Origin of the sequence: Lacrimispora sphenoides (assembly GCF_900105215.1) — a bacterium.
GTDB lineage: Bacteria > Bacillota > Clostridia > Lachnospirales > Lachnospiraceae > Lacrimispora > Lacrimispora sphenoides_A.
This window is the reverse complement of sequence record NZ_FOIP01000002.1, coordinates 93,471-118,173: the sequence shown is the minus strand read 5'-3', so window position 1 is coordinate 118,173 and position 24,703 is coordinate 93,471. Positions and strand designations below refer to the sequence as shown.

The 24,703-nt window shown below is 40.7% G+C and carries 27 protein-coding genes; 1 reads left to right on the top strand and 26 read right to left on the bottom strand.

Annotation, left to right across the window (positions count from 1 at the left end; translation table 11 throughout):
• Positions 1 to 3: 3 nt before the first annotated feature.
• From BMW45_RS17300 to BMW45_RS17280, 5 genes are all read right to left on the bottom strand, one after another.
• Entirely contained in the window at positions 4 to 273 is a 270-nt protein-coding gene (locus BMW45_RS17300) for a hypothetical protein (protein ID WP_054789692.1), read from the bottom strand.
• A gap of 185 nt (positions 274 to 458) precedes the next feature.
• Positions 459 to 1,043, bottom strand: a complete 585-nt coding sequence (locus BMW45_RS17295; RefSeq protein ID WP_143057063.1) for an accessory gene regulator ArgB-like protein — start codon at positions 1,041 to 1,043, stop codon at positions 459 to 461.
• Positions 1,044 to 1,058: 15 nt separating this feature from the next.
• A complete protein-coding gene (locus BMW45_RS17290) occupies positions 1,059 to 1,220 on the bottom strand; it encodes a cyclic lactone autoinducer peptide (RefSeq protein WP_174715195.1) in 162 nt (53 codons plus the stop codon).
• 78 nt (positions 1,221 to 1,298) lie between these two features.
• Positions 1,299 to 2,603, bottom strand: a complete 1,305-nt coding sequence (locus BMW45_RS17285) for a sensor histidine kinase (protein WP_092246865.1) — start codon at positions 2,601 to 2,603, stop codon at positions 1,299 to 1,301.
• Positions 2,600 to 3,382: a LytR/AlgR family response regulator transcription factor gene (locus BMW45_RS17280; RefSeq protein ID WP_092246862.1), complete on the bottom strand. Its 783-nt coding sequence runs from the start codon at positions 3,380 to 3,382 to the stop codon at positions 2,600 to 2,602. Before BMW45_RS17280 ends, BMW45_RS17285 begins: the two co-directional genes overlap by 4 nt.
• 178 nt (positions 3,383 to 3,560) lie before the next feature.
• On the opposite strand from BMW45_RS17280, the gene BMW45_RS17275 reads away from it, so the two are divergent.
• Positions 3,561 to 3,932, top strand: a complete 372-nt coding sequence (locus tag BMW45_RS17275) for a helix-turn-helix domain-containing protein (protein ID WP_092246859.1) — start codon at positions 3,561 to 3,563, stop codon at positions 3,930 to 3,932.
• A 100-nt stretch (positions 3,933 to 4,032) separates the two neighbouring features.
• On the opposite strand, the gene BMW45_RS17270 is transcribed toward BMW45_RS17275, so the two are convergent.
• The 21 genes from BMW45_RS17270 to BMW45_RS17170 all read right to left on the bottom strand — a co-directional run bounded on the left by BMW45_RS17270 (position 4,033) and on the right by BMW45_RS17170 (position 24,703).
• Complete coding sequence (locus BMW45_RS17270; RefSeq protein ID WP_092246856.1) at positions 4,033 to 4,902, bottom strand: nucleoside hydrolase; 870 nt, start codon at positions 4,900 to 4,902, stop codon at positions 4,033 to 4,035.
• A 6-nt stretch (positions 4,903 to 4,908) separates the two neighbouring features.
• Entirely contained in the window at positions 4,909 to 5,931 is a 1,023-nt protein-coding gene (locus BMW45_RS17265; protein WP_092246853.1) for an ABC transporter ATP-binding protein, read from the bottom strand.
• Between the two features lie 29 nt (positions 5,932 to 5,960).
• Entirely contained in the window at positions 5,961 to 6,782 is an 822-nt protein-coding gene (locus BMW45_RS17260; protein ID WP_092246849.1) for an ABC transporter permease, read from the bottom strand.
• 3 nt (positions 6,783 to 6,785) lie between these two features.
• Positions 6,786 to 7,655 (bottom strand): ABC transporter permease, encoded by an 870-nt coding sequence (locus BMW45_RS17255; RefSeq protein WP_092246846.1) that lies wholly within the window; start codon positions 7,653 to 7,655, stop codon positions 6,786 to 6,788.
• Positions 7,655 to 8,848, bottom strand: coding sequence for an ABC transporter substrate-binding protein (locus BMW45_RS17250; RefSeq protein ID WP_416388669.1), 1,194 nt, complete (start codon positions 8,846 to 8,848; stop codon positions 7,655 to 7,657). Before BMW45_RS17250 ends, BMW45_RS17255 begins: the two co-directional genes overlap by 1 nt.
• A gap of 89 nt (positions 8,849 to 8,937) precedes the next feature.
• A complete protein-coding gene (locus tag BMW45_RS17245) occupies positions 8,938 to 9,840 on the bottom strand; it encodes a rhodanese-like domain-containing protein (RefSeq protein WP_092246841.1) in 903 nt (300 codons plus the stop codon).
• A gap of 139 nt (positions 9,841 to 9,979) precedes the next feature.
• Positions 9,980 to 10,984 (bottom strand): aminoglycoside phosphotransferase family protein, encoded by a 1,005-nt coding sequence (locus BMW45_RS17240; RefSeq protein WP_092246838.1) that lies wholly within the window; start codon positions 10,982 to 10,984, stop codon positions 9,980 to 9,982.
• An 11-nt stretch (positions 10,985 to 10,995) separates the two neighbouring features.
• Positions 10,996 to 12,333, bottom strand: a complete 1,338-nt coding sequence (locus BMW45_RS17235) for a TIGR04283 family arsenosugar biosynthesis glycosyltransferase (protein WP_092246835.1) — start codon at positions 12,331 to 12,333, stop codon at positions 10,996 to 10,998.
• A complete protein-coding gene (locus BMW45_RS17230) occupies positions 12,334 to 12,786 on the bottom strand; it encodes a C-GCAxxG-C-C family protein (RefSeq protein WP_330390794.1) in 453 nt (150 codons plus the stop codon). It abuts the gene before it with no gap.
• 2 nt (positions 12,787 to 12,788) lie between these two features.
• The gene (locus BMW45_RS17225) at positions 12,789 to 13,493 is read right to left on the bottom strand and encodes a TVP38/TMEM64 family protein (protein ID WP_092246832.1); all 705 of its coding nucleotides are present in this window, start codon (positions 13,491 to 13,493) and stop codon (positions 12,789 to 12,791) included.
• On the bottom strand, positions 13,486 to 14,487 hold the full coding sequence (locus BMW45_RS17220) for a heterodisulfide reductase-related iron-sulfur binding cluster (RefSeq protein WP_092246830.1): 1,002 nt from the start codon (positions 14,485 to 14,487) through the stop codon (positions 13,486 to 13,488). Before BMW45_RS17220 ends, BMW45_RS17225 begins: the two co-directional genes overlap by 8 nt.
• Positions 14,477 to 15,157, bottom strand: coding sequence for a TVP38/TMEM64 family protein (locus BMW45_RS17215; protein ID WP_092246827.1), 681 nt, complete (start codon positions 15,155 to 15,157; stop codon positions 14,477 to 14,479). The genes BMW45_RS17220 and BMW45_RS17215 overlap by 11 nt, the downstream gene beginning before the upstream one ends.
• Entirely contained in the window at positions 15,150 to 15,581 is a 432-nt protein-coding gene (locus BMW45_RS17210; protein ID WP_143057062.1) for a hypothetical protein, read from the bottom strand. Before BMW45_RS17210 ends, BMW45_RS17215 begins: the two co-directional genes overlap by 8 nt.
• 64 nt (positions 15,582 to 15,645) lie before the next feature.
• Positions 15,646 to 16,725: a sulfurtransferase gene (locus BMW45_RS17205; protein ID WP_092246821.1), complete on the bottom strand. Its 1,080-nt coding sequence runs from the start codon at positions 16,723 to 16,725 to the stop codon at positions 15,646 to 15,648.
• Positions 16,726 to 16,983: 258 nt separating this feature from the next.
• Positions 16,984 to 17,193 carry a (2Fe-2S)-binding protein gene (locus BMW45_RS17200; protein WP_025231873.1) on the bottom strand — a complete coding sequence of 70 codons (210 nt, stop codon included), beginning with the start codon at positions 17,191 to 17,193 and terminating at the stop codon, positions 16,984 to 16,986.
• Between the two features lie 117 nt (positions 17,194 to 17,310).
• Complete coding sequence (locus BMW45_RS17195) at positions 17,311 to 18,606, bottom strand: LysM peptidoglycan-binding domain-containing protein (protein WP_092246818.1); 1,296 nt, start codon at positions 18,604 to 18,606, stop codon at positions 17,311 to 17,313.
• A gap of 318 nt (positions 18,607 to 18,924) precedes the next feature.
• Positions 18,925 to 19,962: an ROK family protein gene (locus BMW45_RS17190; RefSeq protein ID WP_092246814.1), complete on the bottom strand. Its 1,038-nt coding sequence runs from the start codon at positions 19,960 to 19,962 to the stop codon at positions 18,925 to 18,927.
• A gap of 31 nt (positions 19,963 to 19,993) precedes the next feature.
• Complete coding sequence (locus tag BMW45_RS17185) at positions 19,994 to 21,091, bottom strand: N-acetylglucosamine-6-phosphate deacetylase (protein ID WP_092246811.1); 1,098 nt, start codon at positions 21,089 to 21,091, stop codon at positions 19,994 to 19,996.
• 4 nt (positions 21,092 to 21,095) lie between these two features.
• A complete protein-coding gene (locus BMW45_RS17180) occupies positions 21,096 to 21,839 on the bottom strand; it encodes a 6-phosphogluconolactonase (protein ID WP_092246808.1) in 744 nt (247 codons plus the stop codon).
• A gap of 33 nt (positions 21,840 to 21,872) precedes the next feature.
• The gene (locus BMW45_RS17175) at positions 21,873 to 23,156 is read right to left on the bottom strand and encodes an AGE family epimerase/isomerase (RefSeq protein WP_092246805.1); all 1,284 of its coding nucleotides are present in this window, start codon (positions 23,154 to 23,156) and stop codon (positions 21,873 to 21,875) included.
• Positions 23,157 to 23,173: 17 nt separating this feature from the next.
• Positions 23,174 to 24,703 (bottom strand): DUF4127 family protein, encoded by a 1,530-nt coding sequence (locus BMW45_RS17170; RefSeq protein ID WP_166433409.1) that lies wholly within the window; start codon positions 24,701 to 24,703, stop codon positions 23,174 to 23,176.

Genomic DNA, 24,703 nt, shown 5'->3' with positions numbered 1-24,703 from the left:
GTTCTAGTTAACCCTGCAGATATATCTGGGAATCAGGATAAAATTCTCGTTCAATATCTGGAGCCTGGAAATCCGGCCATCCTGAATTACTTTACTGATCACTTTTCTCTCACAATCCCTCATATGGCGCTTTTTGTTCCAGAAATTCAGTTTATTATACAAAATATCCGTATCCAGACTATCAGTCCTGATCTCTTCTGTTTTGTCCCAGTTTAAAATTCGGTAAGTGATTTCATACCGATAAAAGCTTTGATTGATTTTTGTAAATGGCATAAAACACCTCTCGCTACAAAAAGCACTATATTTTTACATTTTTTTACAAAATATCACACTATTTTAAACAATACAATGCGATGGCTGAATCTGGTCACTAACTTTCCGAATTTGGTCGACTTAGCTTCTATTGATCTAAAAAAAGGCGCTGCCCCAGCAACGCCTTTTTCTCATCCGTATCATGATTATTCTGTATATATTTTATTTTTCACACTACCCATACATAACATAACAGACAAGGCTAAATGCCCTAATATAACAGCAAGGCTGATATTTCTGGCATTTAACAAATAGCAAACCGCCCACAATGCAGTTTCTGCCGCCCAGATTTCTCTGCTGCGTCTCCTGTAGCATTCTCTTTCAACCTGCTCCAAAGGTTTATTGTGATCCTGCACCGGTGCCAGCATAAAGATCAGAATCCCGCTTATCATTCCCCCCGCCAGATTTATCCAAATAATGGAATCGTCTGGTATTACTTTTGCAGCAATGCAAACGATGCATACCATCACCGTAGAAGCTATCGTACACATATTATATGACTTGGCATGATGCCCTCCCGCATAAGAACGCAGCGGGATATAAGATACCAGAAATATCAGCACCGTAGTATATGCATGGAAAACAATTGCCAAAAAGCAGGCAATCAGTATATTGACAGCCTGCCCAATTAGCAGCTCATATGCATATATATATAATGTTTCATCTTTTATTAACAGATAATCTTTTTGCACCTGCCAGGTCACAACTTTTTTTGCCAACTTTTCAATCATGGTTTTTGCTGTCACCTAAAATTTTCTAAAACGTTTGGCTTCCTCTGGTACCTCGGGTTGATGCTGCAGCCAGGCACACGCTGCATTTACATTCTGAGCTACCACTAGCAGTGCTAAAGCATTCATCATAAAAACAGTCCAATTTTGGCTTTTCAACTTCTTCGTTATTTTACTCATAAAGATACCCCCTATGTATTTTTATTCAGCATACCATGTTTTTATCAGAGGAATCAACAGCTTGGCCGAATTTGGTCGTTAATTTGCCAAATTTGGTATGCTTGATAACATTAGCACCGCTACAAAGGTGTCTCCCTCTTCATAACAATTTAATATACCTCCATACTTTTCTGATAATTCTTCTACCTTTTTGATCCCGAAACCATGCTTTTTCTTTTCAATCTTTGTGGTAAAATATTTCTCTCCTATCTTATGGGGCCTGATTTTAAAATTATTCTCTATCCTTAATATGACAAGTGCTTCATTTCCCTTATATAAGCTTACAAATACATAACCTTCCTTGCACTCTTCGGCCGCCTCCAGCGCATTGTCGAGCAGATTACCAAACATACTGATTTTATCTAAATCGTCAATAAAGCTCACATCGATTCCTGATTGGATATCCACCTGATAATCTACGCCTTTATCCATGGCATTTTTCTCTCGTTCTATAAAAATAGCGTTGGTGATCTGGTCACTGATATAACATTGTTTCACAGAAGTCTTACCCATCTGCGAAACTTTCTCCATCGCCCCTTTAACCGCGCCATGATCCTCTGTGCATGACAGTTGCTCCATGATTCGGATTACACGATTCATTTCATGTAAATATTCTGCGTAATCCTGATTCATTTCCTCCATCCTTTGATAGTGGCTTCGTTCCAATTTAGTTTTTAACGCTAGTAATTCCGCATCTTTGGCCACTCTTTCTGCGTTTAATAATTTTTCCACAGTAGAAAAACCAACTACATTGGATAGAATTAATAATACCCCACCGAAACAGATTAAAAGATAGCCGCCGGAATATTGCTTTGGTAATAAAAATCCATTCAGCAAAACCAAAGATGCAATAGGAAGTATAAATAAATATTTTAAATACTGAAAGCTGCCGCTTTCATAAGGGCCCTGGTGCCGCTTTTTTATTATCTGTACTACTGCAAATTCGAATGTCTTCTGAATGATTAAAAAAAGCACCATACTAAAATATGCTTTGGAAACATCAATTTCCAGCAATGTATAGATATGATGAAATGTAAATTCTGTTACCGCTAAAATTACATAGTAAAATAAAACATAAAGAAAATTATATTTTAGTTCTATACGAAACATTAACCATACAAAGAACATATACATAAGCGGTACACAAAATAAATTTACAGTGGGCAGATTTAAACTGTTGATTAAAAAAATCACCGTGCTGCATGCTGCTATTTCCAGAAGCCTGACATTTTTACGGTCTTCGTACGGCTGGAATACGCCTTCCAATAAGTTGTATAATAAAAAGATTTCAAACACGCAGTTTAGATACATCACCGGCCCATATATAATTTGTGCTATATTCATTCCTTTTTTATCCTCTCCCGAATATACCTAACTCCATAATATTTGCCAAGTTCTTCATCAAACACTTTTTTCATTCTTCTGACCACTGTAAGATTGTGGCCGCCCTCCATCCGAACAAAATCTTTCTGCCGGGATACGACCTTCTCAGCATTGATGATGTAGCTTTCACTGGCATAAATAAAACCGTAATTTCTTAGTTCCTGGTAGTACTCCTTTAATTTCGTTTTAGTTTCAATCGTTTGTTTAAGCTCCTTTTCTGAGGATACACCTCCCCAGATTTCCTCTGCTTTTTTATCTGTCAGCCATATTTGGCTTCCCTTATTATAGATTTGAACGTATATAATATCTGATATCTGTAAAATAAATACTTTCCCATCACACACAACAGGCAGCTTTGGTGACTCTTCCTTGTTCTGTACTTCTTCCAACACCATATCCAGACTTTGGGACAATTCTTCTTTCGAATACCTCTTCAGCAGATAATCATAAGGCCGTACAGAAGATATTCTGCTGGCTGGTGATTCAAAATCAGAATAAAATACAATAATTACCTTTGTATCACGCTTTCGTATGTTTTGAGCTGTAAGAGTTCCATTCATCCCTTCCCCTATTTTCATATCCAGAAATACAATATCGAAATCCCTATAATCGGCCAGCAGAGCTTCCCCACTGGAATACTCATAAAAATCTTGGCTTTGGGGGCAGAATTTGCTTTCTCTGATGCACTCCTCCAGTTGTCTGATATCTTCCTGACAATCATCGCATATAGCTATTTTCATACTGTTTCCTCTTTTATCTCTTGTATTATCTCTGAAAATTATACCATAATATACGAATAATTGTTCTCAAAAACCTCAATGTTTCCGATTAATAACTATATATTATTACAAAGTTTCCAAATAGTCAACGTTTGCGTTATATACTAATAACAAACAAAAAAACTGGTATTGGAGGCTCATGATGTATGATTTTGGAGAGCTGTTAAAACAGTTACGGAAAGAAAAAGGATACTCTCAGGAGCAATTGGCACAAAAGATCAATAAAAGTAAATCGTTGATAAGCAAATACGAAAACAATCAAAAATTGCCTACCTTAGAGACATTAATCGATTTATCTGTACTTTTTGATGTAAGCCTGGATTTTCTGGCAGGAAAAGAAAAAGGAAAAACAATTATGGTCAATAACTTAACGACCAGCCAGATCAATATCATAAATACATTAATGAAGGAGTTTCACAGCAGTAAGCCTAAATATGTATCCAAAGGACTGACTACAAGGCAGCTTGATATTTTCAATGGACTTATCATTGAATTTACAAAAATTGAATGACGCAGTGAAAAAGGTCTCCCAACCATTTCACTGCGTCATTTATCGTCTTCGCATACCAATATTCCAAGAATATCAAAGTATCATCTCCAGCCCCACCGCCTTAATCCATGGGAACCCGCATCCATGCATCATAAATATGATCCTTAAACGCCTTTTCCCCACCAATCACCGGAAGATTACACACACAGTTTCCTTCTTCCGCCTCCTGCAGATACCCTCGCTTCAAATCCTCCGTCGAAATCAACAGCGCCTTTCTCTCATCCACGAACAGCTCCGGATTCATCAGATATACTGCCGCGGTCACATCCCAGTTATAAAATCCGCCGATGCCATAATCCTCCTCATTATACCCAAACCAATAATCCGTCTTCTCCCGGATGTATGCAGCAGCCCTGTTGTCTGAGCCGAATAAACGTTCCTTATATTCAGCCCTTGTAAACAGCACCTTCAGGCAATGATTCCCTGTGATCACCGAGACATTCTTTCCTTTCGTAAGCACCGTCCACGTGGCAAAGGGATCACAGGAGAAATTCAGCTCATTCATCACCTTTTTCTCAAACACAAGCGGGCTTGTAATTCCTCCCATTACCACGATTTCTTTTACCTTCTCAAAAAAATGATTGTCCCTTTCATAAGCCCCCCGGAGATTCGTAAGAGAGCCGGTAGCAAGAATCGATAAAGATCCCGCATACTTATCCGCCATCTCTGCAAGGTAGTCTGCCGCCTCACTTTCGTACGCTCCGCATCTTTCCCCGCCCATTTTCACCGGAATGTCCTCACGTCCCAGTTCCTTTAACATGTTTCGGCTGGTGTTGTATACAATATCCAACCGGTTATTCCCATAAGTTGCCGTAATTCCGTGTACTTTCGCTTCCGGACAGCCGAGAAGGTACATCAGCGCTAGACCGTCATCCACATCACAGTCCTTTACCCCAAACGTATTGTCACAGTCAAATACCACATGCTTCATCTGATTTTACGCTCCTTTCCGAAACCAAGTCACTCCGTTTTCCTCGATATAAATACCGGCCCGGTCCCCTTCTACCAGTCCCAGTCTATCCAGCTCATGACTCATGACCTGGCTTAATATTATGCCTTCCGGTACTTCTATCTTCACTTCCGCCATCTCTCCCATAAATGAAATTCCGATAATTGTGTAGGCTCCTTCTCTTACAAGCTTCACGGAAAACGGCCGAATCAGCGCCTCATAATCCCCGTCTTCCAGCTCTGCATTCATCTCAAACAGCCTGCTGCTGAACCTGTGGTTTTCCATTCTTCCTTTCACATAGTTCACCCTGCCGAAATATTCCGCCACTGCCTTTGAAACCGGATGACGGAACATATTCCTTGGCGTGTCGTACTGTAAAATCCGTCCCTCACTCATGAGCGCAATCCTGTCCGACATCTGCATCGCTTCTCTTTTCTCATGGGTCACAAGAATCGTGGTAATCTTCCGCTCCCGGTGAAGCTTCTTCACAAGATTTCCCATCTCCAGCCTTAAGCACTCATCCAGTCCTGAAAACGGTTCATCCAAAAGCAGCACTCTCGGATTTGCAGCAAGAGCTCTTGCCAACGCAACTCTCTGCATCTGTCCCCCGGACATTTCTTTTATTTTCCGAATCTCAAATCCCGTAAGCTGTACTTCTTCCAGCAGCTTTTTCACCGTTTCCTTCCGAACATCTTTCGACACCTTTTGAAGCTCCATGGGAAATGCAATGTTCTGTTCCACAGTCATGTGGGGAAACAGCCGTAATTCCTGAAATACGATGACCGTCCCTCTTTTCTCAGGAGGAACCCCCGCAACAGATGCATTCTGAATCCGGATTTCTCCCTGTTCGATTTCCAGAAGTCCCGCTATGCTTTTCAAAAGTGTCGTCTTCCCGCACCCGGATGCACCAAGAAGCGAGATGAATTCCCCTTCCCGTATATCCAGGCTGATCCCATGAAGAATCTCTTTTTTCTGCAGTACTACTTTTAAATCTTCTACCATAAGGCTCATTGTTTATCTCACCCTTTTCCCTTGTCATCTCATTCCGATGTATAAAATTCTCCGGCCCCATGTTTCATATAGTGGCCTGCCGCCCATTCAAACACCCCGAACACGAGCAATGTCACGCCCAGAAACAAGGTGCTGTAAATACAGGCAATGTTTCTATTTCCGCTTTGCAAATAGGGAACCATAAGGATCGTAAAGGTCTTTACATTTCCTCCTCCAATCATCAGCGTGAGAAAATACTGACTGAAAGAAACGATGTATGACATGCTGACCGCTGAAAGAATCACAGGCGTCAGCATCGGCAGAGACGTTTTGTAAAAGGCCTGAAAAGGAGAGGCTCCCAGGACTCTGGCCTGTTCTTCCAGTCTGCTTCCAACAGCCGCTGTCCCATCCATGATGAGGCGCACGGCATAAGGGAGAGAACAGATCAGATGAGCAATAATGACCCCTGCAATCCTGTTGTTTAACCCCATTTTAATAAATGTAATCTGTATCCCCATTGCAAATACGGTGGCAGGAACCATAAATGGAAGGATGGTAAAAAAATACACCAGCTGCTTTCCGGGGAAACGGTATAACAATATGGCTCTCGCCGTCATAATACCGATCACCGCAGATAAGGCTGCTACAACTGTGGAAATCAGAATGCTCGACCAGAGGATTTGCAAAAGCTCCTTTTTTCTTCCTGCTATTTCTAAAATAGCTCTCTTTGAAAACACCTGAGGCACCAGATCCGGCCATGTCCACCGCTCCGTGAAAATCCATAGAAACAGAGTAACCGCCGGAATAAGAATGGCAGCCAGCAAAATCAACCGTGTCATGCTTATAAATATTGATTTTCTTTTATTCTTCATGGTCTATTGTTCTTCCGTTAAACATTTTACATTTTTCCGCATCATCAGAAAATATAATAGTGCACTGATAAGGGAGATTATGATAATAATTCCATTTAAAGCCATGGCATAAGGCCGGTGTCTTAAATCCGGATGAATGTACTCCTGATACGCAAGAACCGGCAATGCCTTGGGAACCGTGGCCCCAAGCAAAAGAGGAAGCTCATACGCCCCCAGGGCGAATACAAAAATAATCAAAAATCCGCTTATAATTGTATTTCTGCACAATGGCAGCGTCACCCTCCAGAACACCGTCCACGTTTTCGCTCCAAGATTTGTCGCTGCCTCTCCCAGACTTCCGTTTATATTAGCCATCAGTGCGATGACGAAATAAATAATAAAGGGAATTTCCTTCCACAGATATGCCATGATGATTCCGATCCCGTGAGGATCATAGATAAGCATTGGAAACTGCTGCTGTTCCTGTATCATGCCAAGCGCATAGGCGGCCCTGGCCAGGATTCCATTCCTGGAAAAAATATTGATGACAAAAAGCGCCGCAACCACATGAGGCACGATGATCGGAAGCTGGATAATACGCATAACAGCTCCCTGAGTTTTCTTTCCCATGACGCATATTCCGCAAAAAAATACGCCGCCTGCCGTTGCAAGAGCCGATGAAAACAGCGCAATCCTAAGGCTGTACAGCACCGATCTCATCATATCCGGCCGTGACAGAATCTCCTTATAATACAAAAGCGTAGGCTTCTTTAACCCAAAAGCTGGAATTACCCCTAAGCTTTGGGTAATTCCAGTTACTAAACCAATCATAAACAAAATGGTAAGCAATATTTGGGGAGCCAAAAGCAAGTATGGCATCAGCTTATCTTTCATTATTTTCCTGCCACTTCTTCTGTCCATATTTCTTCAATAATGGGAACCAGCTCAGCCGGCATTTCCGGAAGACGTTTTGATAACAGCTCATCCTGGGGAATCGTTCCCTTTCCAAGCTCTACCTCATCAAATGATGCTTTCTGTTCCTTTGAAAGCTTTGAATTATCAAGAACCGGTATGACCTTCAATGTATCATAACGGTCAGCCTGAATTTCCGGAGACAGCATTTCATTGATTGCCACCATTGCTCCTGCCTTATTCCCGGAATTTGCCGCAATGGCCATAAAGTTGGTATTTCCGATGGTCCCCTTCTCAAACTGGAACGACTGTGTTGTCTGCGTATATGCCCCGTCCGCTATCTTAACAGCAGTTCCGTAGGCATCATAGGTCATGTTTAGCACAACCTCTCCATCTGAAAACATATTGTCCAGGGTCGTTGAGGAATCCGGGAAGGTTTTTCCTTCATTCCATAAGTACGGATTCAGCTCCCTTAAATATACCATAGCTGATTCCACAGCAGCTTTTACCGTTTCCTTATCCCCTTTCATATCCAAAAACTGTTGGTATCCACAGATCTCATAGATCACATTTCTGACAAACGCACTTCCTGTAAAATCCGGTAGCGCCGGATAAGTCACCTTTCCCGGATACTTCCGGACAAACTCCTTAAAGTCTTCAGCGCTTTTGGGCATGTCCGGAGTTACAGCCGTATCCGCAATCATCACGATCTGCGCTTTTCCATAAGGAGCTTCAAATCCCTCAATGGGGTACGCAAAATCAAGCGTTACATCTTCGGACGTTGCATCCGCATAATCCTGAAAATTGGGAAGTTTATCCACGAAAGGCCCGTAGAGCATATTGTTTTCTTTTGCAGAACGGAAGTTTTCTCCATTGATCCAGATCATGTCAATGCTTCCGTCCTTTTCGCCCGCCTGGATTTCTCCTGACAACTGGCTTAACACCTGATCAATATCCATTGGGACACGTTCCATGGTAATGTCATACTTTTCCTTCATTACCGTTGCGAAGGTATTGTCCAGCCATTCATTGAGCTTCTCATCCCCGCCCCATCCATAAAATGTTACGGTAGTGCCCTTTGCTTCCTCCTTCATTCTGTCGAAGGACATCTCTTCTGTTTCTAAAGCCGTTTTTTTCTCTTCTTTTGGTCCTTCATTGTTCCCGCAGGCTGTCATGGAAAGAGCTATAACAACCGCCAGAAGCGATGCCGAAATTCTTTTTTTCATATCTTTTCTCCGTCTTTCACTGTTTTACTGCTGGCTTATTACTTTATAAATGCTGCCTGAACGTCACCATCTTTTGCCCCGTTTTCAATGATAAACAGATTCTTTTCATTAAAGCCGGCATCCTTTAATACGGAAATCGCTGTCTTTGCACATTTATTTCCGCTGTAGCATAAGAAATATACCGGCTCATCTTTATTAAGCTTCTCTGCCGCCAGTTCATACATTGCGGTCTGTGCATCTGCACTTTCATAATCTTTTAAATTAACCTGAAGAGAATTTTCCAAATGGCCTCCTGCATATGTATCATCATCACGTACATCCACGATCTGAGCATCTTTCTTTGCAATCACATCTGCTGCTTTTGCATACTGCCAGTCTATACCTTCTTCCGCACGGTTTGTTGTCAGCGCACCTTTTTCTTTTGCCAGGGCTTTTGCTCCCCCTTCAACTGTATAGATAAGACCTGCATCGATTCCGGCTTTTTCTAACACCTCTGTTGACTTCTGGGCTCCTCTTTGCCCGCTGTTGCAGATAATATAGATTTTCTCTCCGTCCTTTAAATTTTCTTCCGCATATGCTTTCATCTGATCTGTCAGGGATTCGTCTTCCAGCGGGAAAATAGGACACCATTCCGAATTGGCAACTCTTCCTGCTCCGTAATTAGACCACTCCCTTACATCAAGGACATGTGTTTTTCCGTCAGCCGCCGCTTTTACTGCATCCCCGGCAGATACAAACTGGTATTCTTCTTTCCCTTTGTTTTCTGCTGATGATGTACTTTCCGCTGCCGCTTTACCTTCTGCTCCCAAAGTGCTTTCTGCAGCTATACTTTCCACTGCCGTTGTTTCTTTCTTCTCTGCTCCATTTCCAGAGCTGCATCCCGCAATCATGGATACCGTCATTGCTGACACTAAAACAGCTGATAAAAACTTCTTTTTCATAAATATTTCCTCCTTGGTTTTCCGGTGCGTATATATTTTTTCAGCACCGTGTTATGGTGATTATAAAGGCCTTTCCACTTCATTTAGCGGAACTGCCATAGTTACCGATTCATTAATTCCATATAGTTATATATCTCTATCAGCCAACAAATCCTGCTATTTTATCCAGGAATCCATAGCTTAAATACGCCTCCAGTTTACGGGCTGTTGACTCATTGATTATTTCTTTGTCCGGCTGCTTATATTCCACCCAGGCCATTGCACACCAGGTGATACCCCGCAGGCACGTAATGGGAATATATGCCCATGTCCGTTCTTTCAGGCCGTCAATATTAAATCTCCCTGCTGCCTTTTTGATATACGCATCTGTAAACTTCTCCATCTGTTCACTTTCCAGAATCACATCTGTCTTCCAGAAGGTTGTGGTAGGTGCAAGAAAGTGCCCAAGGTCCTGTGCCGGATCACCGTAGATCGGCTTTTCCCAGTCAATTAAGTAATTCCCTTTTCCTTCTCCGTTAATAAGAAAATTCGTAGAATTCAGCTCCGTGTTAATGCAGCACCGGTAGGCTGGCTTTGGCAGGCTGGCTGCCCTTCCCCAGCCTCTGTCCAGCATCCTGCGTATTTTTCTTTTCTTTCCTTCGTCTCCAAGAGCAGACCCTTCATACGTCCGGAACATCTCCTCGCATTCTTCCAAAATTGCTTTTAAAGGATTGTCCGGCGCCACCAGCGGCGTCTCCCTCCCAAGATCAATGCTGTGTATATCCGCCAGGCAGTCTGCTGCATAAAGCAGTTCCTTTTCGTAATCCAATGCATGTCCGGGAAGATACTCCATTACCATTACTCCAAAGGGAAGCTTCTCCTTAGTCCCATCCACATATAAGGGTCTTGGCGTGCGTCCCGAATCCTTTAACAGCTCCAATGCACGGAACTCATACCCAATCTGATCTTCAAGATGCATCTGGCTTCCAAAATTCACCCTCAGAATAAGCTTCTTCCCTGTCACCGGGTGAAGAAACAGGTAGTTTCTGTTATACTCACCCTGAGCCAGCATCCGGTATTCTTCTGTAACCTCTTCCAAAAGCCTCAGCCTTTCCCGGTATCCCTTCCATCTGATGTATTCTCTTAATCCCTGTATCTGATCCATATCTCCACCCCCTATCTGATGTCCCGGTACATATCCGAGATTTTTTCTATGGAAACTCCGTCCCGGTACATTTTTCGGAGCCGGTTCATTTTCCACATGAGCCTAAGCTTTGGTACGGTCCCTTTTGGAAAACGCCTGTCCGATGTATAAATTCTTCTCCCTGCAATCCCAAGCTTCACCCGTTTTTTCTTTAATATCAGTGAGAACTGGTAGTCTTCCATGATCGGAATCTCGGGAAACATTCCAGCTTCAAAGAATAACTCCCGGTCCACAAAAATTCCCTGATCTCCAAACATGACCTTCCGGTCCTTAACTCTGTGGTTGGAAATCACCCTGCATGTAAACATGAAAAAGTTATGAGAGTGAAATGCTATCCCAAAACAGCCTGCCTGATGATCCCGCATCACCCGCCTGATTTCCGCCAGTGGCTTTGGCGGAAGCTCACTGTCACAATGGAGGAAAAACAGTATATCTCCGCAGCTTACTTTCGCTCCTGCGTTCATCTGCCTTCCCCTGCCTTTTTCACTATGCAGCACGGTATATCCGGGATCTATTAATTCCAGTGTGCGGTCTGTGCTTCCCCCATCCACGAATAATATTTCACATTTTCCCTGCAGTTCCTTTAACTGCTCCTGAAACATTACAATTCTCTTTTCTTCATTATATATGGGGATAATGATAGAGACCGGAGTGATTCCAGCCGCATACCGCCCGGTTTCCGTCTGTTTCAGCTCTTTCTTGACACGCATCCGTTTCCGGTACTGTTTTAAATCCGATGGGGTGTCCATATCCCAAAGCATCTTCGTATAGCCCACCGTAATACCGGCCTGGGAAAGTGCCTTTATGGTTTCCTTTAAAACTGCTCCATGCCCATACCGGTCAAGGCCAAAGACCTCCCGCCGGGCTTTCTTCATCCCTACGAGATAATATCCTCCGTCATAGGTTTTCCCGAACACCACATCCCGGGCCTTAAGCACTTCAAATGCCCGCTTAAGATCATCGGACCGAAGCTCCGGCACATCGGTTCCAATCAGAATGCATTCCTCATACCCCATAGCAAATACTTCTTCAAATGCACGGTACATCCGTTCTCCCAGATGTTCCCCCCGTTGTGGAAAGTACCCTCTTTGCTTTCCCATTACTTCCTTTAGATCCCTTTTTTGTTTATCTTCATCCGGGGTATAACAGACAAAAATACTTGCCTTACACTTTTCACATTCCTTTTTTATGTCTTTCAAAAAACAGATATGAAGCTTTGCACATTGCCGTGGACTAAGCTGGGGCATCATCCTGGTCTTCGTACTTCCCGGTATTGGTACCCTTGTAAATATGATAATTGCCCGTCTCATTTATAATATCTTTCCTAAAATTTCTATTGTATCTTCCACAACCTTGGGGCAGAACTGAAGAAGCAGCCCCTTCTCCATCACCTTTGCCAGTTCTTCCTTCCTGGAAATATCATTCCCCAGCAGATCAGTGCAGATGCAGGAAGGATATCTCTCCCCGAACAGCCTCTTAAATTCCCCGGTTTTCTGCATCATTACCTGCTTCTGCCCGGTATCTCCCTCTTCACTGTGTCCATACTTTATTCCAAGCACCATCAAAGCACCCGTAACAGCTCCGCATGTTTCCCCGCACTGCATACCTCCCCCAAAGCAGGCAGAAACCTTCCTGAGCAGTTTCTTATCCGTTTCCAATTCTTCCGAAAACGCCCCTGCAACTACCTGAGAACAGTCAATTCCCTGGAGGAATAATTCCTGGATTTCTTCAAAGGTGATATGCTGTCTTTCACAAATACCCATTCTTACTTCTCTCCCTTTTGCTTTTGTTTTTCCACGTATATTTTTCTTGCCATTACAATGAACGCCGACAATGCAAACAAGATCATAAGCCCTGTTACAAATAATTTTGCGCCGCCTGACAGCATTCCTCCCACATAGGAATATACAATGGTCGCCGGAAGCTGACCGACTCCGGTTGCAAGAAAGAAGGAGCCAAATGGCATGGAAGTAAGTCCTGCCCCATAGCTTACAAGGTCAAAGGATACAAAGGGCAAAAGACGACAGACCAGAACCGTACTTTTTCCATACTTTTCAAAGAACGCATCCACCTGCTTTAATCCGGCCTTGCTTGTAAACTTTTCTGCCGCATCTCTTCCCAGAACTCTTGCAATATAAAAGCATAGCGCTGCTCCCGCCATGGCACTTGTCCACGAGAGGATCGCTCCCTGCCACCAACCAAACAGATTGGCATTTGCAAAGGTAATGAGAAAGGCTGGCAGAGGAGCCGCTATTGACTGAAATATCATAAGCCCAAAGGATATTACAGCTGCATACGCCCCCCAGGATGCGATAAAATCTTTCATCACTCCAAAATCGCCGCTGGCAAACATTTTAAATACCTGATTTATGGTTTCTTTTACCGATGGAATCCCATAATAACCTGCTATCCCAGCCCCAATTCCTAACATCAACACGAATTTCTTAATCCATTTACTTTTTTTAACCATTATTTTTCTCTCTCCGGTATTTCGTTATGATTCGGTTTACCACAGACCTGCCTGTGTCCGGCTCCTCGTTTCTCTCTAATATTTCTAAAAGAATATGCTTTGTATCCCTGTATCCTTTTCTTACAAAATTCCCCGAACAGGAAGCGCAGTAAGTATAAATGGTCTTCTCATTCTCCTGTCCGATGCTGCAAACCATCTGTCTTGCCAGATCCTTTTCTTTGCTCCCGGCGCAGCCTCCAAGCCCGCAGCACTGCACATGAGAGATCAGATCCGGCTCCTCCTTTAAGAACGCACGTATGAAACCCAAAAGCTCCTGATTTTCCCTGTCCGGGCAAGGCGGAAATATGGTGAGCCTTCCCTCAATCATCTTCCCAATTCCAAGCTCCCGAAGTTTTTCATATATACTCACTACGTTTACGTTCAGGCGGGGTTTTAAATAAGCGTAGCAGTTTGGACAGAGGGTAATCACTTCCTCCACGCCGTTTTCTCTTAGCTTTCTCTCGACTCTTCCTATAATCTCTTCTTCCTGCTTCTCCATTCCAAGTTCTGCAATGGGCTTTCCGCAGCAGTCAAATACTGTCCCTGCTCCTGCTCTTTCCCGAAACAGTTCCATCAGGTATCTGGTCGTCTTGGGATAATAGGCCGGGAAATTGCAGCCTGGAAAAAGGACGCTCTTTTTCGCCCCAAGACCGTAGTTCTGAAATAAATAGTTCTGTTTTTCCCTTACAAGCATTCCGTAGCCTTTTTCACGAAGCTGCCCATCATTTCTCCGAACCTGCTCCTTTCGCATCCCTAAAACTACTTCTCTTCCGTCAATTCCCTTGGGACAGACTTCAGAACACCTGCCGCATAAAAAGCAGTGATAAGAAAGCTCCTCCAGCTTTTCTTTATCACCGATATCTATGTTATATTTCTCCAGAAAGAGACAGTGCTGCCGGCAGATATGGCAATGAACGCATACATCCGGATCCATGATTCTCGGCTTATCTTCCATCTTGCTCCTCCTGTATGTATCTCCTCTTTAAGAATACCCCCATTCCCAGCACCCCAATTGCCAATACCGCCGCGATCCCCATATACAGCATCCGGTTTTCTTTGTTCGCAAGCCCGGCCGTTCCAACCGTGTACATCGCGGTACCAGGAAGCATGAAAACCAGAGAACCGATCATGTAAGTGCTGAATTTAATATCTGTAATGCCGTAGGCAAAGTTTTGGAGGTTATAGGGAAATACCGGCACAAGCCTTGTAATGATGAGGACAAACAACTGGTTTTTTCCAGAATTGTCAAACAACCATTTATTCAGATATTTATTCTTTACCACCATTGGTCTGACTATGTCTTTTAAAAAGAACCTGCCTGCCACAAATGCAAGAACCGCCCCGATTGTGGTAGCTGCAGAACAACATACCGTACCCAGAACGGGGCCAAATAACAGACCGGCAAATATTGCAAATGTGACACCTGGAAGGGCAAGAAAGGCACAGCCTGCAATGGTGAGCAGCATATAGATTGCAATGGCATAGGGGAGATTATCCTCTACCGCCTGCTTTAGAAAAGCCAGATTATCCATATTACTGATATAGGAAGACCACCCAAATACATGATTAAAACAAAGAATCATAACGATGATTCCTGCAAATACCCACACTTTTTTATTATTCATCCTTTTTCTTTCTCCGCATCACTTGTACCGCCCCTGTTTTTATGATTTGCAGCAGCGCTGCTGCTCCGAACATCAGGCTGATCAAATAGTACGCTCTCATCGTCTTTGTGGAGCCAATATAAGTATAAGTTCCGTAAAACGCTGTAAGTATAACCATAGCAACATGCATTGCAATCTCCAGTCTCCCCTTTTGCTCGCGCCGGAAAACCAAAGCTGCCAAAAGCAGAAGTGTCAATGCTGTCAAAACTGAAATAGAAGTGTATTTCAATGTTTCTATGGGAAATGAGTGCTCCCAGCCTTGACTTTTATAAATCACATATCTTGCCATCCCCATTTTTTTCCTGGTAAAATATTGGATGATGTATGCACCCGCTAAAAATAGAATTTCTGCAAAGGTTATAATAAAATATCCAAACTTTTTCATTTTGCATTTTCCCATGTTAAAATAAGCGCTGCCGCTTCCGCGTCCAGCGCTCATATACTTGTTGTTATTTTGCTGCTTTGTCCTTGGAAAGATTTCCTACCGTGGTATATTCACATTTACCGCTTTCAGGATCTCCCACCTGCACCGGTAAGCTGTCATCCATCTGCCACTGATACCAGCCTCCGTCATAAAGCTCTGCGTTAGTATAGCCGTTTTCGTAGCAGATCAAAAATGGGATTGTGGCTCTCCAGCCCGTTCCGCAGTAAAATGCCAGTTCATCATCAAGAGAGGCTCCGGATTCTTTTAAATATCCTTCCAGCACATCTATACCGACTGTCGTTCCATCTGCCTTATTATAAGAACCATCGTCCGTATCATGTCCCCAAATCGCGCCTTTGGGTTCTCCTGCTTTATCGATATATCCGTATCCGCTGGTTTCTCCAGAGAATTCCGCCTTGCTCCTGATACTCACTAATTTGAAATTGCTGTCACTTTCAAGCTTTTCTTTTACGTTATCAATGGAAATAACATATTCCGGATGGGCAGGAACTGTTGTTCCAAATCCCTTGTCTGTTGCCTTCGGCTTATTGCTGCCTTTTTCCATGCCGTAACCGGCTTTTGTCCAGGCCTCAAGCCCGCCATCTAAACATTTTACATTTTCTACTCCTGCCCATAGCAGAGTAAATGCGACTCTGTCATCTGCAGAATTTATCCCATCCGCTCCATAGCATATTACAGTCGTATCTTTTGTAATACCGTAATCAGTCATCAGCTTTTCTATTTCCTCCGGTGTGCGGATGTTCCAATATTCTTCTGATTCTATATAATCCGTGTTCATATGATAGGCACCCTTGATATGTCCTTCTGTATATGCAGGGTTATCTGCTTCCTCTCCCCATGCACATTCCAGAATCACATAATCAGATGACTCTTCCTGATTCCCTTCAATTACGCTCTTCACCCAGTCCGGTGATACATACACCTTTTTTTTATCCACCGGATCAGCGTTTACATCCGTCTTTTCTTCCTTCTCCGTCTTCTTTTCGCTTTCAGCAGGTTTACTTTCAGTCTTTGCTGCACATCCTGCTGTCAGTGATACTGCTATGGAAAGACACAGCAATACACCCAGTACCCTTTTTTTCATAATACTTCTTCTCCCAATATGTATAATTTTTTGCTATATTAATTATAAGTAGGTACTGCTTTTGAGTCCAATTGATTTAATCGATAAGTAACCTGTTATTTATAGATTCTATCTATAAATCTTTTTTATCTGCAATACCACGAATCAGAATCTTTTCATAGGATAAACGATCAAACTGTTACTTTCTTGACTAAAAAAAGACCATTGCAAATCACTTTGCAACAGCCTTTTTACCGGGTTATAAAATCAATGCAAAAATTACTTTTCTTCTTCCCAATTATCCAAAATATGCTGAATTTTTTCTCCGCAGCGTTTTCCTTTACAGCTGCCATTGCCAGTATTCGTCATACTCCATACTTTTTCAACGGTATCTGCACCTTCTGAAATTGCCTTTTTTATTGTTTGTTTAGAAACTCCTTTGCAGATACATACCTTCGTTAATTTATCAATAATTTCCTGATTGTCCATTGTTTGCTTTTTCCTTCCTTCATCTAAATTTAAGCCTTTTTGGTTAATCGTGCTGAATTAGAATTTTACCATACCTCTGTTCATGTTATCAACAATATTGAAAAATCACATGATTGTTTAACTAATTCCTAAACGTCTTTCTATATAATATTGATTATTAATAATAAGCCACATTTGGGCATCGAATCTCATAACAGTCCAAAGAGATAAACCCTGGAGGTTATATTCTCCTGCCAGCGCTGCCCGTGCATCAAAGCTTCTTGCATCTTTAAACCATATTACATGCATAATTCCACTACTGTCGATATAATAGAAATAAGGTGATTGCGCCGCTTCATTAAATTGTATTGGTATATTATTTTCCGCTGCAATTAGTACTGCATTTTCATTGGTTATTACAGTGGCTTCTGTGGCACCGGGAACATAGGGGAGTGTCCAATCATAACCAAGTGTGGTGATACCTAGAAAAATTAATTCAGATGGAATAATACTAACCGCATAATCTAACAAGCCTCTCAAAAAATCAACCGGAAAGATTGAGCTTGGATAGCTGTAAGACCTTGCCCAGTCATAAGATGAAAATATAATTCCATCCACATATTCAGCAAATTTTGAATAGTCTAATTTTTCAAAACTGGCATATGGGGTTTCACTATTCGTAATCGGTGTTGTGGTAATCACGATCCTGACACCTTCTGAATGAAATATCGCTGATGCTTTTTTCAAATATTCTGCAATATTATTTATATTGTCTAAGGTGATGTCTTCGACATATATGTTTATACCATAATAACCTTTTGATTTTACTATTTGAAGAGCATTATTAATAAGGCTATCCTGTATAGTAGGATTATTTAAAATTTCATAGTTCACTTCACGGCTGGCTATTCCCTCTCCCGAAATCGTGGAAACAAACAACATGGGCGCAACACCATATGATTTAGCCAGCTGGATAAGTTCTGTGTCGTCAGCAGTTGCGATAATCTCTCCTAAACTTGTAGCTCTATAATTGAAAATAGTCAAATACGTTAAAAAAGGAAGTGTTTTTATTAAAACAGATTTATCTATATAGGAAAAGATATAACCACTGGTGGCAATTGTTTTTGATTTATCCGTTTGATATTTTATAACAATCGTTTCACCGGAGTATAAATATTCTCTATCGGAGAGATAGGGATTGTTTCTTAATAATTCCATTGTTGAAACACCGTGCTTCTCTGCAATACTTTCTAAAGTATCACCTTCCTGGACGGTATAAACTGTTTCAGGTTGAACAATCACAATCGTTTGGCCTATTGCTAAATTGTCTGGGTTAATAATTCCGTTTTCCAATATTAATCTGTCAATAGGGATTTTGTAATACTCTGAAATTGTAAAGATGGTATCACCAGGTTGGACAACGTGTATGATCATAGCTATCCTCAAATGATCTTATTAATTCTATTATATGCCAACCCTATCTGTTCATAACAATATGTTACAAACAATTACATGATTTTTTGATAATCATATTCAATGGCGGGACTAGACAGTCCTTGTCTAGGTTTACATCCTTCAAAAGAGCAATTCGAAAGGATTAAAAGCTATCCCCTATTTGCGTTAAGGGATAGCTTTTCCGTTTGGTTGTATACTAATGTCAATTAGTATTCTTAGCCTGATCTGCTGTATTTCAGTGACTTTATGTGCATTGCAAAGGAGCTGGACAAATCAATTTGATATCCCAAATGCATATTAATACTCTATCCCATTTTCAAAATCATTAATCAGTGCATATGCAGAAGCTAAATTATTATCCAGCTGCTCACAAAAAGATACGTTGGCTGGTATTTTTTTGGCTGTTAATGACTCCTTAAATAAATTATGATTAATCGTTGAACCATATAAAAATATCTTTTCAGGATCGAATAGATAATTCAAATTTATAATTAACTTAAAAATCATGTTTGTGATTCTTTCAATATCTTCTTTTTTTATTTTCGAAATACATTCGTAACTTCCAATAATACTATTATAGAACGCTTCAACTGTTTGGTCGTTTTGATCATCTGAAATCGAAACTAACATTTGACCAATTTCGCAAGCACATCCATTTTTCCCATAAAGCGCTTTGTTTTTCCGGATATAAGCTCCCCCCAAACCCTTATCAATATTCATAAAGAATGCTGATTCCGGTTTATTCAGTGCTACTTCATACTGCAATAATGCTACACTTTTTACCGTATTACACAAGAAAACTTTTCCTTCAAAGAAACTTTCCAACATTTCTTTCAAATTGACATTTTCCCATTTTAATTGAAATGATTTTTCTATTACGCCTTTCCCGGAATTGACAATTCCGGGAATTGCAATTGATATACCAAACAAAGCAGGGTAATCGCTTGAAACATTTTTGATAAAATTCATTAACTTATCCACGAGATTCTCTTTCGGCTGCACAGGTTCTTCATAATGCCTGACAGTACTCAATCCATAGTTGTACACCGTTCCGGTAATAATTTTCGCAGATAAAACAATACCAAGGATTAACATTCCGTCTGCCTGAAAATCTAAAGCAACGGTAGGCCTGCCTGCTTGTTTCTTGTTCTCTGTGTATGCTTCGTATATCACATTTTCATGAATTAAATCTTCCGCTATCAATGAAATCGTGTTTTTACCCAGCTTAGTTAAACCGACTATTTCTTTTCTCGAAATCGGTCTGTTTTGTCTGATTAGCTTCAATACTTTTCGCCTGTTTATTTCTCTCAAAATTGCCGGTCCTACTTTTTCCACAAGCGTTTGCCTCCTGATATGCCATCATGTGTTAATCCAACACCTCATCATATGTACCTAAATACTCTAAATCGTCTTCACTCTCATAAAATACTATTATAGCATCATTATTAAATTTGCACACCCTTTTTAACATGTCCATCGGATGATTTGTTCCACAGCTAATAGCATATTCTAAATCTAACACATTTGATTTTTTTATATATTTTAAAATGTCCAACAAGCCCATGGCAGAACCTGCTAAATATTCCGGGTGGTCAGCAACATATAATCTTTTTTCTTTTGTAAGAGTCACTTTACCACCAATCAGAGTTTCATAATCACCTGGTTGTTTGCCCGAAAATTGAGTTGCATCACTTATCAATATTAATTTTTCTTTTTTTACTTTTGCAAAAATTTTAATTACATTATCCGGCAAATGATGCCCATCCGCAATAATTGATGCATATAACTGGTCGTAACTTAGCTGATCCCAAATATAATTAGGATGTCTTTTCAAAAGCGAATGGCTCCCATTACCCAGATGCGTAGAGCAGGCCGCGCCGTGGCGAACCGCTTGTTCAATCTGACCGGTATTTGCTGATGTATGCCCAATCGATACTAAAATATTACGTTTAATACAGTAGTCAAAAAATTCATCAATATTTTCCCATTCAGGAGATACCGTAATTATTTTGACTAAATTATTTGAAATTTCTTTCCACCGCTGTATTAATTTAACGTTCGGAGCTGTTACAAACTCTAACGGATGAGCCCCCCTGGGCCCATCCTCCTTTGATATAAAAGGTCCCTCTAAATGTATTCCCAGAATCATTTTCTTGCAAAGTTCAAATTGCTCTGTCGCCTGCTTAATCACATTTAACAAGTAATCTATTTTTTCTTCACTATTTGTGATAATAGTAGGACAATAAAATCCTATCCCCTGACCAGCCAATACCTTTGAAACATATTCAATATCTTCCACTTTTAACTTTTCGTCATTAAAATCAATTCCGGAAAAACCATTTATCTGAATATCAATTAGAGCTGGAGAGATTATAAACCTTCCCGGCTTATCAATAGACTCTAATTTCTTTCGAACCATCGGAGATATTTTCCCCTTAGTTAAATCAACGATTTCTTCACTCATTCAATTACTCCCGGCCAATCACATTTTGATCGGTATATATCGTGCAATTATTATGTTTTTTTAGTATTGTTGCAGGAATCTTTTCATTCACGTCTGCGCTGAATGTTTTAATCAGAATATCTCTCTTGGTTTCACCCGGTACGGCACAAAAAATAAATTCAGACGCAAACAGTGTGGGGATAGTCAAAGTCAATGCTTTAGTCGGTACTAGATCAATTGTTTCAAAGCATCCATCGTTTACCTGCTGCTGACGGCAGATTGGATCTAAGGTAACTAGCTTCATTACACTGGGATCATTGAAATCTGCATATTCTGGTTCATTAAATGCTAAATGGCCGTTTTCTCCAATTCCCATGCAGCAGATATCTATGGGACTTTCTTGCAAAAGCGCACAATACCGTTTTATTTCAGCCTCTTCGTCATTACTCGGATTCATTAAGTAATATTTTCCTATAGTAACCTTGTTGAACAAATGATTTTTAATGTAAGAGCCAAATAACCTCTCATCCTCCCCATCTAATCCTCGGTATTCATCCATGTGAAATCCAACCACCTTGGACCAATCAACATCTTCCTGTGCCAAGTGGTTCAGCATCTCATCCTGGGAAGGAGCTGATGCAAAAATCACCCTTGCCTGTCCTTTTTTTATGATTACTTCCTTTAATTTGTCTGCAATATCACGAGCCGCTTGTCGTCCCATTTCCTCACGATCATTAAAAGATCTAATATGTAATTCTAAGTTATTCATTTTATTCCTCCAAATATTTATATAATTTCGTCATCATTTCAGCTTGCTTTCAATTATTTCAGCAAAACTATCATTATCGCTTAGCAAATCAATAATCAGGAGCATATTTCTTAAAATATGATAAGGGTCTTTTACCGGCAAAGCCACCACTCTATCTTCCGGTTCTCCGTTTCGTTTTCTTATCTGTATCCACTCACCCGTTTCCTTATAGCAATTAGGAAACATAGAAAAAATATATCGATGCAAAATCAAATACCATTCTTCTATTTCAGACCCCTGATATATGGAACCTAATAACAAGAGAGCATAAAGGGATTCCGAATGGGGCCACCATAATTTGTAATCCCAGGTTTCATGAATTAATTTTGAAAGTGGATCGTCTCCCAATTTCCCTTGAGGCATCCCGCCAAATTCATAATCTACATACCGTAATATCCCACCGCTATCTTTATCCCATCCAAGTTCAAGTGCTTTCATTGCGATGTGGTATGCCTTGTCTACAATGTCTTTCCTGTCTTTTGATAGCGCCGAATGAATGATAAACCAGGAATCTTCTATCGAATGGCCAGGATTTAAATGCCTTGTCAAAATAGAATCATCCCTGGCAGAATCTAAGTATAGCATTTCACCTATTCTATATTCCGGATTGCAGAATTCATTGAGGATAATATCCATATACTCAGTTTCTTTGTTCTCAAGATAAGCCTCTTTCCTCATATCAAAACCGGAAAGGCAGGTTTTTAATTCCTGGGTAACATTCAGCATGATCATTGGAATCGAATGCGTTTTCATACCCTCCGGAGTTGGATAGGGATGGGTTTTATAAGAATTTGATTTTATTCTATTTTCTACATTCAAATAAAGATTCCAAATCCATTCAAATACCACCTGATGCTTGCCAAATGCCTTCATATATCGGGAAAAACCCAGTAACACAAAGCAGTCTGCAAAAATGCTGCTGTCGAACCCCGCGCCCGGATCCACTTCTTTTTTGATACCCTCCCGTGTTAATAAAAAGGTGCAGCTGCCATCTGGCAATAAAACATTTTTCTGCAAAAATTCCAGAGTTAATCCCGCCTGTTTTTTTACTGTATCAGGGTCAACTTCTATCTTACCTTGCTGATTCATTTCATACAATTTTGATAGTATCCATAAATATCTGCCTTGTGACCACACATACTTATCTGTGCTGAGCAGGTCTGTTCCCTCATTATTAAAACAGGTATACACTCCTCCAAACTCATAATCAAAGGCTCTAAGCCAAAATGGCAATATGCTTTCTTCGACTTGCTTTTTGTAAAACGTCAACAATTTCATAGAAATCTCCCATTATATTACTTGTCTTTTAGTGTGACTTGAAAATCCCCATTAAATAATCGATTCCAAGGAAAACCAATCGATACTCTCTCTATCTTTAATCCGTTATTGTTGCTTAAAACAGAATCATAAAGAGCAAGTACTCTGCGACGGGTAATTTCCGTTATTTCAGTGATTCTTTTTTGTATGTTAAAATACGAAACTTCCTCATGTTCAGGCAGATATTCATCTATAAACTCTTTTCGTATTTTTCCTTCATAAAATACATCTTCAAAAATACTGGATATAAGATTTTCCTTTACCTTATGTTCCGATGCCTGCAGAAAAACACAAGATTCAGACAATGTACTGCCAAGTGTATTACAATTTGTATTCCAAGCATGATAACTCTTAATGTTCGAAACCAGCTTTGTCCCTGCATTCAACATATTGAGCAGTTGAAAATCCCCGCCATTTGCGTACGCGCAGTCACAGACAGCCATGTACCTGTTTTTATTTAAATAGTAAACGATTTCATTTACAAAATACGGAAGATTTCTTTCCCGGTCGTAATGGATATTATGTTCAAACTGTCCGCTGGCTTCTATCATTTCTTTTGCCGGTGTGTTATAAGCCAAAATAATATCTGCTGAATCCGGATTGTTGGTCAACCGTCCGCCAACTGCCAGAACATGAGATTTCAAGCTTTCACCTATCACCCTGTCCTCATATTTAGGAACCACAAATTCGCCGGAAACAGAAGAATAAAACACAAATATATTCGGGGTTAAACCTCTGACTTGATTGACAACTCTTGCAGTGAGGGTATAGCCAAATTCATCAGCCCCCGGGTACATTAATATCTGATTATTTAGGTTTTCCTTTTTTACCAGACTATAAATATGCTGTTGGTCGATAGACGTATAACCAAACGGATAGGAGTCATCCTGCGGTATTACTAAGAACTCAAAAACACCCTCCTTTAGCAGTTGAACCACTTCACTTATCACATTCCGATTAAATGCCCTTCGGGATTCAAAATCATGGATTATTTCCGTAGGAATTTCACTTTTCAATTTACAATATTCCTGCTGCTCCTCATCTGTTATAATCCCCCTGTTGCTCTTGTCCTTTAAAACACCAAACTTAAAAATCCGTTCGCCATATATTTCATAATACTCAGGTTCCTGTTCACTGCTGCTATATCTTGGTGTTCGCATTATTAAACTGGAAACAAAGATTTTACACTCCAGATTTTCTTCTTTTAGAGTACGCAATTTTACCGCAAATTCAGTAATTTCCTGTTCGTCCCTTTTATTGTGAATGCGGGATGGCAGTAATCCACCATAGAAAAGCATTTCAATGGATAGCACTGCATAATCACAATCTTTTATGTTATGTTTCACGAACTCCCACATGGCATTGATATCGGCAGGTTCTTTTTTATTGGGCAGTAGACATCTTTCCGGATAGATAAGACATACATCATCAATTGCGCGAAACATTCTGATAATATTGGCATAGTTACAAGCTCTTTCATCCAATGGAATATAAAGTACTTTTTTCAT